The organism is Paenibacillus sp. N3/727 (assembly GCF_022637315.1).
Taxonomy (GTDB): Bacteria; Bacillota; Bacilli; order Paenibacillales; family Paenibacillaceae; genus Paenibacillus_AQ; species Paenibacillus_AQ uliginis.
The window spans coordinates 3,117,759-3,128,534 of the sequence record NZ_CP093336.1; the positions used below are offsets into that span (position 1 = coordinate 3,117,759).

Consider the following 10,776-nt stretch of genomic DNA (forward strand, 5'->3'; position numbering starts at 1 on the left):
ACAACGTCATACCGGGTAGCTGTTTTCAAGTCTCACTTAAACTATCGTTCCCCGTTAGTTCAATCCATGGATCTCAATCGTACTTTTTTCTAATTACGATATGAGCCACTGATTCGACTTTTTCACTGATAAAATCCAGTATCCCTTCGGGATATAGAGGTCTTTGTTTCAATTGTTCCAAAGAACGCCATGTTAATTTAATGCCTGCATGCTCTTTATGCCCAATTGAATCCGAAACGTATGTGTCATCAATCGAACACCAATGCAGGATCGTACAATCATGCCTCTTTCTCCCGTCATACGTAACGATACTCTCGTTGAGGCATGCAAGCGCACCAATTTCCGCTTGCATATCGAATTCTTCTACCAACTCTCTTTTAATAGCTTCTGCGGCGGTTTCTTCAAATTCAATGCTCCCACCAGGAAAGCGATAAAACGACTCTTCGTTATCACATTGAACTAATATTGCTAACCCGTCCTTACGAATGATTATTCCTTCGGCTCTAAGCTTTGGCTGACTCAATGAGATTCCCCCTTAGCTTTTGGATACAATGTTATTTCTTTACTCAACTATAGTTTCCCGTTAACATAATGAATCAATCAGTTCCTGTTAAGAACCATCTATAAATGAAAATACATCAGGGCAATCAACTTTTCCCGGCAAACGTGTCTTGTTCAAATCCTTTCACTCCGACCGGTGCAGCGATCCTACCAGCTCTACAAAGTGATGCCCACGCTCTTCAAAGTTACGGTATTGGTCAAACGCAGTGCATGCAGGACTCAGTAGCACAGTGTCGCCCAGTGCGGCCAGCTTGTGCGCCTGCGCCACTGCCTCGGCCAGGCCTTCGCAGCGGACAATGGGCGGGAAACTCGGCACTCTGCGCGCCGCAGCCTCGATTTGACTGGCCGCTTCTCCGATCAACAGCAGCACCTTGACATGATCAGGCAGGAGCCTAGCCATCTCGTCAAACGGCACTTTCTTATCTCGACCTCCCGCGATCAGCAGCACTCGGCCCACATGCGCAAGCAGCGTAGCGACGGTACGGGCGGGGCTGGAGCCGATTGAATTGTTGTAATATTGCACGCCGCCCACAGTTGCCACCCACTGATTTCGGTGCTCCACGCCGACGAAGTTGCGCACCGTCTCCAGGATTGCCTCATCCGATACGGTCCCCCGCACAGCAGTCATAGCAGCCATAACGTTTTCCACGTTATACCATCCCGGCAATCGAATATCACTGATGGGTAATAGACCGTCGATTACGCCATCCTGGATAGTGTGCCCGCCGAAATACTTGGTTTTTCCTCGCCCCCGCAGTACGGCGGTCGCCGGGTTATCACCGTTTAGGACGGCAAAGTCGTCAGCACTCTGAAAATCCAGCAGGCGACGCTTTGCGGCAGTGTATTCATCCATATCGCGGTGCCAGTCGAGATGATTGGGCGAGAGGTTGGTAATCACCGCCACATGGGGAGAGCGCGTCATGTCCATCAGTTGGAAGCTGGACAGTTCGACCGCGCACGCGTCTAGCGGCGACATCTCGCCCGCGCGCGTCAGCAGTGGCGTGCCAATGTTGCCACCCAGATGTACCGTACGCCCTCCGTCAGCCAGCATGTCTGCTATCAGCGACGTGGTGGTGGTCTTACCGTCCGAACCGGTCACGCCAAAAATGGGACAAGGACACAGCGCAAAGAACTCCTCCATCTCACTGGTCACACGGCTACCGCCAGCGCGGGCCGAGTCCAGCGCCGGATGGTCTGGACGCATGCCCGGAGTGCGGAACACCACGTCACCCCCAACGCGATCCAAATAATTCTCACCTAGGCGCACATCGACGCCTAGATCGTCCCACTCCTCCCTAGGCAGAGCCGGATTGCGGTCGAGCACGATGACTCGCGCCCCGGCCGAGCACAGCATTCGTATCAGTGGTGAATTGCTGACGCCCGCTCCGATGACGGTCACGTCCCGACCGGCCAGCGATTGGATATAGGTGTCAAAGGCAGGATTCATAAGCACCTCCGCTTAGAAAATGTCATTTAATCAAATATACCACATATTGGATATAGGAATTCTCATGGTTCTTTCAGATAGTCTTTTTGATTGTTCCATACGTAGCAATTTCCTTTACTTTTTCTGAAACTGCCCATAATTTCTGTTTTAGTAAAATTCTGAGTCCGCAGAAATGGGTACACTTTTGTGTCATTAGACCTGTGTCACATTTTATAAATGAAAAAAACGACCCATTTATTGTAATGGATCGCTGTCGCAGGACAAGAACATATTTGGTTTGCTGATACCTGTTAGTGTCGGATGACAAGAACATATATCGTTCCCCTACATTGGCGGCGGAATGAGACGCGAGCCGGCCCTAGATAGCTCCGATGAACAACTTTTTCTTACTGTTTGGTACTAACATTTTATAGAGATCGAATATTTGGTCTTTATCTGATCTTTCAGCTTTTCGAATCATAAGATATCGACTCCTTTTTAACTTTTCAATAAATACTATTCGTTCTCCATAAACCATTTCCTTTATTTGTAACTATACTGCCCGTTAGCTTAACACCACTACTTAGTCTGTATCATTTATTCATGAGATAGTTACCCTGTCTTTTTGACAGAACATATATCGTTAAAACAAAAAAAGCCGCAACTACGCGACTTTTATGTATGTATGTTCTTGTCACCCGACACCTTCGTATAATCTTTTTTAAAAAAACCCATAGTCATTTAGTTGTATCAGGAGATCCTGCCCGCCGGTCGGGAATTATTCTGGCAGCTTGTCCGCTCGAAATTGGTACCGGGGCACCGCTAAAGCCCCGGTTCTGAAACCATGGAGCCCGGAGTATACCGTACATTACTGTTGCGGTGGTTTGGGGTTTCGGATTGCAGTTCGTAGCCCCTCCACATTCTGCATGTCCACTTGGGTCAATATATTTCAGCGGATTATTCTGCACATACGTATACCGATTCAAACTCAGCGGGTTCGTCAGTTCCCCTTCATACGTATCCTCCGATATAAACCGCTTTTCCGCCGCAAGTAGAAATTAGAATGTTACGCTTGTTCTGCCCAGTTAGCCGGATATGTTACATAGATAAATCGTGCATATTCTGGCACAGAAAATTGAATCTTACTTCCTTTTGGAATCAGGATCACTTCTCCTGGACCAGCTGACACCTTTGTACCATCAATGATAACATCCAGATGTCCCTCAATCACATAATCAATTTCATCATAGTTAAGTGTCCAGTCAAAGGTTGTTTCTTTCATCTCCATGATACCGCAGCCAAGTCTTGGACTTTCCTTTAGCGAAAAAAGATCTTTACAATAGACGATATCATTAGGGTTGCCTGTATCGAGACGATCCTCTTCTGTTACTTTCATATTTGGCACTTTAACAGAAGTAATCCCTCCAGGACCTCTATGAACGTTCTGTTCAATAGCATCAGCCCCTACTTTTTCCATGATTATTTTACGAACCATCTCTTCAATCATCTTTTTATCGATACTCATGGGTATCCTCCTCTACTTCTTAGGTGCAGTTTTTTGGAACCATTTTACTTGCAATGAGCATAGCAACCATTACAGCTGTGATACACTTTTGAACATCGATTCTGTTCTCGGCTAAAAGGAGGTGTGAAACAAATTTCACTACGGTATATGACTTCTTTCTCCGTAATCACAATACGCGGAACGGAAAACGATGACGCCATATTCTGGATATAAAGTTTGGATAGGACAAGTTGTGTTGTTGATGTTCCCCATATCTATTCCTACACTTAACAATTCTTCTCCATTTCCTCATCTCCCATACCAGAGAATAGACACAAAGAAGCCTAAGGTTATACCGCTTCCTATCAAGTAGGAATGCTATAACCTTAAGCTTCTTTGCTTTAGTAAGACTACGCCTTTGTAGTCCTCTATTACATTTTAAACGTGAATGAAACTGTTGTTCCACACGCTGTAGATTCAAATTGCATGCTCCCTTTTAGTTTATCCTCTACATAGCTATTTACAATAGATAAACCTAAACTTTTTGTGAACATTCTTCAACGTTAAATCCTTTGCCATCATCTATTACTCCAATCGTGCAAAAGCCGTTGTTGGAACTCATAGAAATAACGATGTGTCCATGCTCACAATCTTGAAAAACATGTTCAAAACAATTTTGCAACAATTCATTAACCTGAATATCGAAAGTAATTTTTAAATGTGAATCTTTATGCATATCCTTCATTGTCCCAGCCCATTTCCGTGCTCGACAGCTTATTTTGCCCAAGAAGATACTTGGTCATGGTCAGAAAATATACTGACCTGCCCGTTAGATTAATGAAGAAAACAAAGCAGTTAAATACTTATCTAATCGGTAATCGGACCATCTTCTTGTCCCTCGACACCTTGCTTTTCCGTTACGCCACTTTTCATACTTTATATAGTCTACTCTGTATTGGTTAAAGAATAAATCAGTTTCGACACAAGAAGATGTGTTTGATATCAAAGTGTTTATGATCCTATTGCTTTATGATATCTTACTTTTATCTTGAATTGCCTTTTTTATATGTTATTTTTGGATAAGAACTAAAAAAGTAAACCCCAAGCACTCATGATTGATAAGCCATTTATTTATGAACGACGGTATAGCCTTTATCCTGCAGCTGTTTAATGATCCCATACTCACCCGGATAGTGTAGAGCACCAACCACGACGAAATACTCTTCTTCCTTATTGTTTTTCAGGTAACCTTCAATCTTATCAGCCATTCTGATATTACGATCAATTTGCATTGCCTTTTGGTATTCTGAATCACTTGCCATGTCGTTAGTCATTTTGAGCAGCGTTTGGTCATCACCTTTCTTCCACATATCCATCAACTCGTCCACTTCATCATTGATGACGTCAGATTTGTAACTGTCTAGCGTAGTATTGAGTTTCTTCTCCTGCAGCTCCTTAGAGAAGCCTGCAAGCACCCCCATTTGGAATTCACTCGATTCTAGTTCTATTATTGGTATCTTGCGTTCAAGAGCTTTCTGAAGAAAATACAGGTCAACTCCGTCTTCTGTGTTGTAGCCAGCCTTTATTGCCATATTTAAAATAGTCATTTCTACTTTCCAAGGCTTAAACGTATCATATGCGTTAGGCTTTAAACCGTTCTTCATCAAAAAGTCTTCTACTTTCGCATATGTTTCTTTGGATACATGTTCCTTTAGTGTAGTGCCATCCTTATACGTCATCATATCCACAACCATCTTCTGCTGCTCTTCATCAGGCACTTTGGTAACATCAACTTCAACACCCAAATAATCTGCTTCTGCAAAAGCTTTCTCATATTTTGAATGCAGGGGGTAGAAGTTGTCGTCCGTAACATGTACCGATCCTACGAGATATACCGTAGTCTCGTTATGCTTCACTTCCCACATGAAGCCACGAGCGCCTTCTTGGGCGATAATAGGCGCGTTTGATGCATATTCGATTTCTTGGTTATTTACCTTCAATACCGATTTCTGTGGAGAATCCATAGTACAGGCCCCTAATGCGAGCATACCTACAGAAAGAATAAGCGATAAGAGCGTTCTTCTCCAATTTTTCATATCGAATCACCCCTTATAATATGTTAATGAAAGTTAAAATAAGGATTTCAATAGTTAGAGTATACTGTATTTACATGCACACCTCCTAACTGGTAGAATCAAGAATTATATGAAAATTTCATTCATAGGGTAGACCCTTCTCTGTGAATTGTGTTATGGTCCATTTCTCTTACATCCATAGTCTGATTCCAATCGGCAAGGGGCGGCAGCCCATCATCGTTAATACGACGTTATTTGATGTTAACGCCATTTTTGAATATGCAAAAAAAGCGCTTGAAATGGTCATTTGCATTTCAAGCGCTAATAAAATTGTAAATATGCGAATATTCAAAACGTTTTAAAAGACATCACGGCTGCACTCCATACCGCTCCAGCACCCGGTAAATCGCATCCGTGCCGAACCCGATCGCTTCAACGGGAATGCGTTCATCCGCCGCATGAATCAGTTTGGTAAACTGCATGTCCTTGGGCAGCGGCATTGGCAGGAAACCGTAGGTTTGGATGCCGAGCCTCGCAAACAATCTTCCGTCCGTTCCTCCGGGCAGCAGCATCGGCACCGGAACGGCCTCCTTATCCGCTTCTTTCAGCACATCGGACAGCAAACTGAACATCCCCATGTCGGGAGCTGCGGCGCATGGGTCATGGCGCAGCACTTCCAGCCTGATCGAATCATTAATCGCGAATCGGCGTAGCTCGTCCATAAATTGCTGTGGAGTGACGCCCGGCAGCGTTCGGCCGTCCAGCTCAACCGTAATTTCGCTTGGATGAACGTTGATTTTCTCGCCGCCGCGAACGACGGTCGCGCTGACCGTATTACGCAGAAGCGGGGCGAACGTCCCTCCCTTTTCCCCCAGCAGCTTCAGGATGAGGCCGCCCAGCCGGGGACGCAGCAGCCCTCTCAGCAGCAGCGCCGGCAGCAGCGGCAGTGCGGCGGCCATGCCTTCAATCATCAACCGGGCCGCCGGTGTCGCACGTATCGGCAGCTTATTCCTGTTAAGCGATTGAAGCATGTTCCCCAATTGCGCCATGCAATCGGCTCCCGGCTTGCCCATGGAGCCGTGGCCTCCGTCTCCTCGAATCGTCGCTTTGAGCCAACATAGCTGCTTCTCCGCCACCATAATCGGATAAAAGGTTTTCCCCAGCGCATGAAACGCGAAGCCGCCAAATTCGCCGAGCGCATACTTTACGCCCGCAAAATAATCGGCATGCCGCTCTACCAGGAAGGAAGCCCCGTATTCGCCCCCTGCTTCCTCGTCGCTGACAATCGCCAGAATGAGATCGCCCCGCAGCGGCAGCTTGCGGACATGCGCGCGGAGGAAAGCCGATACGAGCATCGCCACGCCGCCTTTCATATCAAGAGCGCCCCGCCCCCAGACGAAGCCGCCCTCGATGTCGCCCCCGAACGGGTCGCGGCTCCAGGCTTGCATGTCGACGCCAACGACGTCGACATGCCCGTACAGCAGCAGCGGCGGTGCCTCCCCGCTGCCCTTCATCCTGGCCAGCAGATTGGGACGGGCCGGATCAAGCGCGTAGGTCCGCGTCTCAATGCCCGCATCCTCAAGTAGTTGCTGGATATACATAACGCATGCGGCTTCCTCGCCCGGCGGATTTGTTGTATTGAAGCGGATCAATGCCTGCAAAATCTCCACGGGAGACGGCAGCTCCGCTGGGCGCCGGGCTCCATCCTGTTCAAACTCGTCATTGGCCAGCCGGATACCCATGTCCCCGCTCCTTCCTATAAGAGGTTGTTCAAAAAGTCCGCTTTTGATAAGAAAACCAATCGAGGCAAATTCAAGGCTGAGCGACCGCGATTCAGAGGTAGGTTTTCTTGCGATATAGAATTTCATCAACTCCGTTGATAACTTATAAATCCTATATCTAACACGATGTAACACTGAAAACATATTCGACATCGAATCTTGAATTTAGCCGGGCCTAAGCAGATGCTTCCGAAGTCATGTTTCCTCCGGAAACATCTCAGGTGCTCACGTACCCACTACAAGTAAATGCTTACGAGGTCGTTTTCTACGAAAACGTATAGCTCCGCTCCTCTGACCCTAGCTTCATCCAACTGAAGCGTTTTGAAAAAACGCACATCGGAAGCATAAGCTTCGGTGCTGAAAACCGACCTTTTTGAACACGCACTATAATAGACTGCCCGCATATGATCGGTCGGCAGCAGAAACGCCTGGCAAGCTGCGCAGGCCGAACTCATCCTGCAGTCTTGCGAGCCGCCGCTTCTGCTCTTCGGCGGACGTGCCTTTGGTGCGAAACACCGATTCCAGCATCGCCAGCGCTTGCCGAACATGCGCCTTCGCCACTTGCTCTCCCGTCTCCCGCAGCCGCTCGACCAACTGCTGCACGCCGCGGTAAGGCGAAGCGACGCCTTGTTCATATTCGGCCGCGTTCCAGTTGCGGTTGCGGACGCAAGTGGCGATAGCCAGACAACGATTCAGCAGTTCAATCGAATAAGCGTCCGTTTGCCGGCTTGCGGCAACCAGATGCGCCTCATCCTCCTTGTCGTCAAAAGCGAATACGCGCAGTCCGTCTGATGGAGCCAGCCGTTTCAATACATTGCCCGGACCCAGTTCCACGGCAGCGGCAACGCCAATGCTCTTCTGAAATGTAAGGACCTCCGGCCAATTGACGGGGTCCGTCAATCCCCTTGCCAGCATACCCGCGATCTCCGCCGTATTCCCGTAAGGTAGACCCGTCAAGGAGGAAACTACGGGAAAATCCATTTCTCCAAACGAGACGCGGCCCAGCACTTCGGCAAATTGCGCCGCCGCCGGCGCCATCAACGGGCTATGGAACGGCGCGCTTACCTGCAGCGGAATGACTGTGGCCCCATGGGCTGACAGTCTTTCGGACGCTTCATGGACGGCCTCTTTGTGTCCCGAAATCACCGTTTGCCGCTCTGAATTCATATTCGATACCACAACAATACGGCTTCCGTCCGCGAAGCCTGTGCTGGTTTCCAAGCATACTTTGGCGACATCATCAGGACTCGGCCCGTTCACGGCGGCCATTGCGCCGATCCCCGCAGCGGCGGCCCCTTGCATCAACTCGCCACGGCGGCGTACGAGCCTGAGCGCATCCGGGAACGTTATGGCCCCCGCGCAGGTTAAAGCGGTAATCTCGCCCAGGCTGTGGCCGGCGGCCATCGCAGGTAGGTATCCCCATTCCCGGCTGTAGACGCGGTACATCGCCACGCCAAGCGCAAGAATGGCGGGCTGGGAATTGTCCGTCCGCGTCAGCTCCGTCATCGGTCCCTCATACATCAGGTTGTCAAGGCGCATGCCCAGCGCTTCGTTAGCTTCCTCCATCGTCGCTTTGACAACCGCATGCCGCTCGCTCAGCGCTTTTCCCATTCCGACGCGCTGCGAGCCCTGACCGGGAAACCATATCGCATGTTTGTTCAGCATTTACCATCACGCTCCTCAGGGTCAGATCGGGGCAGGCGCCTCGGTCAGCTTTTTGTTAATCACCGCTACAACATCTCGTTCCCGCTCATGCAGGAAAAAATGTCCGCCTTCAAACAGCATCAGCTCGCAGCCTCCCGTCGCATAACGCTCCCATTCACCTAGCGGACCTTTGACGTAGCCGTCATCTTTGCCGCTCAAGATGGCGAGCCGGAGCGGCAGCGGCGGCCGCATCCGATGCTCGTACTCGCCGACAAGCTTGAAGTCGGCTCTTAGGATCGGCATAAACATATCCAGCAGCTCCTGATGCCGGAACAGCTCGCCCGGCATGCCGCCGAGCCGTTTCAGTTCCTCGAGAAACTCATCATCCGGAAGCATATGGGTCCGGCGAGCCTCTTCCCACTCGCAATGCGGCGCCCCTCTGCCGGAGAGGAAGACTGCCCTAGGCAGCGGGAATCCTTCCTGCCGCAGCGCATGCAGCACTTCATACCCAAGCAGGCTGCCCATGCTGTGGCCGAATAAAGCATATGAATCGGAGCCAAGCGCCGTCTCCAGCACCAGCGGCAGCAAATCCCTCACGGCTTCTGCCACGTCCGCATAGAACGGCTCGCCCATGCGACTTCCTCTGCCCGCCAGTTCAGCCGGCACCAGTGACACGCTAGGATGCAGCCGGTTCGTCCAGCGCTTATACACTTGTGCGGAGCCTCCTGCATATGGCAAACAAATTAATGATATCGTCATAACGCCCGCCTCCCGGGTAACATGTTGACGCAAGCGGCCTTTACACGCCGGCGACCAGCGTGGTCCAGAACGCCTTTTCCTTTGCGAACAAATCGTCCGCTAGTGCCAGCTCTCTGCCGCGTTCGAAGTCTCCCGTCACAAAGCGGTCCTTCACCTGATCCCATCCATCCCTCACTGCGCCAAGCTGACTAGACAGCGACTCATATAGCGCTTCGCCGATCAGACTTTTCTCCCGCATGGAGCGGAGCAGGGACATGTTGGCGATATGACGGTTGCAAATGATGTTGACGCCGACAAGGCCATAGGTCAAATGAGCTTGCTTCTTCTCCGGTTCGGTATCTACATTCCACATGCCCTCTATTGAGAACTCGCCAAGCTCCCTCGCCAGCCGATCTGCATTTTCCACCACTTCAGCCAGCTTCAACTCGTAGGGCTGAACCTTTTCCTGAAGGTTGTATACGTAGAAGGCAGGCCCCGAATAGTTCGGATTCACGTTGTATTCCGAGTTGCCGTACGCCTTGAGCAGCCTTTCCTCCGGAACCTCGTGCTCCTCGTAGCCCGCAAGCGTATCGTCAATGACGTAGAAAGTACCTCGCTCCTTGTCGTATCCGTTAAACAGCGAATAATGATACCAATGGAACTTTTTCCAGGCCATGCTGCCCGGCAGCCAGTCATATAGATCGACGTTTACGCTCAAATTGCGTCCGCCTTTCAATATCGTTCTGATTTCCTCCAGCACCGTCTCCTTGCTGCGGAAATGACCGGGCTCGATATAGAGAATTACCTGCGACAGCGGGAATCTAGCCGGATCGTCCAAATAATACAGTGTGTCAATTGTCGGATAGCGGAAGTCCTTATCCGTTGCCGCCTCCCAAGGATAGTAACGGTAAATGTTCAAATATGCCGCATCCCTGTAGCTGGGCTCCACCGACACCGCAATAGAAAACGCCTGGTTCAGCATGCAGTTCATCCAAAACTCGTTAAACGGTTTCCTTTCCATCGACAGCTTCATCGTTCGCCGCCTCC

At 49.6% G+C, this 10,776-nt stretch carries 9 protein-coding genes and 2 pseudogenes; all 11 read right to left on the reverse strand.

Annotation, left to right across the window (positions count from 1 at the left end; all coding sequences use genetic code 11):
- Positions 1–73 precede the first annotated feature (73 nt).
- Positions 74–523, reverse strand: a complete 450-nt coding sequence (locus MNQ98_RS14325) for an NUDIX domain-containing protein (protein WP_241933767.1) — start codon at positions 521–523, stop codon at positions 74–76.
- A gap of 162 nt (positions 524–685) precedes the next feature.
- Positions 686–2,008, reverse strand: a complete 1,323-nt coding sequence (gene murD / locus MNQ98_RS14330; protein WP_241933768.1) for a UDP-N-acetylmuramoyl-L-alanine--D-glutamate ligase — start codon at positions 2,006–2,008, stop codon at positions 686–688.
- Positions 2,009–2,913: 905 nt separating this feature from the next.
- Positions 2,914–3,024: pseudogene (locus MNQ98_RS29890) on the reverse strand (RHS repeat-associated core domain-containing protein); the annotation flags it as partial.
- A 29-nt stretch (positions 3,025–3,053) separates the two neighbouring features.
- A complete protein-coding gene (locus MNQ98_RS14335) occupies positions 3,054–3,464 on the reverse strand; it encodes a cupin domain-containing protein (protein WP_420540594.1) in 411 nt (136 codons plus the stop codon).
- A gap of 136 nt (positions 3,465–3,600) precedes the next feature.
- Positions 3,601–3,764, reverse strand: a pseudogene (locus tag MNQ98_RS14340) (ethanolamine ammonia-lyase reactivating factor EutA); the annotation flags it as partial.
- Positions 3,765–4,026: 262 nt separating this feature from the next.
- Positions 4,027–4,236, reverse strand: a complete 210-nt coding sequence (locus tag MNQ98_RS14345; RefSeq protein ID WP_241933770.1) for an ATP-binding protein — start codon at positions 4,234–4,236, stop codon at positions 4,027–4,029.
- Between the two features lie 382 nt (positions 4,237–4,618).
- The gene (locus MNQ98_RS14350; protein ID WP_241933771.1) at positions 4,619–5,587 is read right to left on the reverse strand and encodes a TraB/GumN family protein; all 969 of its coding nucleotides are present in this window, start codon (positions 5,585–5,587) and stop codon (positions 4,619–4,621) included.
- Positions 5,588–5,934: 347 nt separating this feature from the next.
- Entirely contained in the window at positions 5,935–7,434 is a 1,500-nt protein-coding gene (locus MNQ98_RS14355; protein WP_241933772.1) for a M20/M25/M40 family metallo-hydrolase, read from the reverse strand.
- Positions 7,435–7,731: 297 nt separating this feature from the next.
- Complete coding sequence (fabD, locus tag MNQ98_RS14360; protein ID WP_241933773.1) at positions 7,732–9,012, reverse strand: ACP S-malonyltransferase; 1,281 nt, start codon at positions 9,010–9,012, stop codon at positions 7,732–7,734.
- 21 nt (positions 9,013–9,033) lie between these two features.
- Positions 9,034–9,783, reverse strand: a complete 750-nt coding sequence (locus tag MNQ98_RS14365) for a thioesterase II family protein (RefSeq protein ID WP_241933774.1) — start codon at positions 9,781–9,783, stop codon at positions 9,034–9,036.
- A 7-nt stretch (positions 9,784–9,790) separates the two neighbouring features.
- Entirely contained in the window at positions 9,791–10,762 is a 972-nt protein-coding gene (locus MNQ98_RS14370; RefSeq protein WP_241933775.1) for a hypothetical protein, read from the reverse strand.
- Positions 10,763–10,776 lie beyond the last annotated feature (14 nt).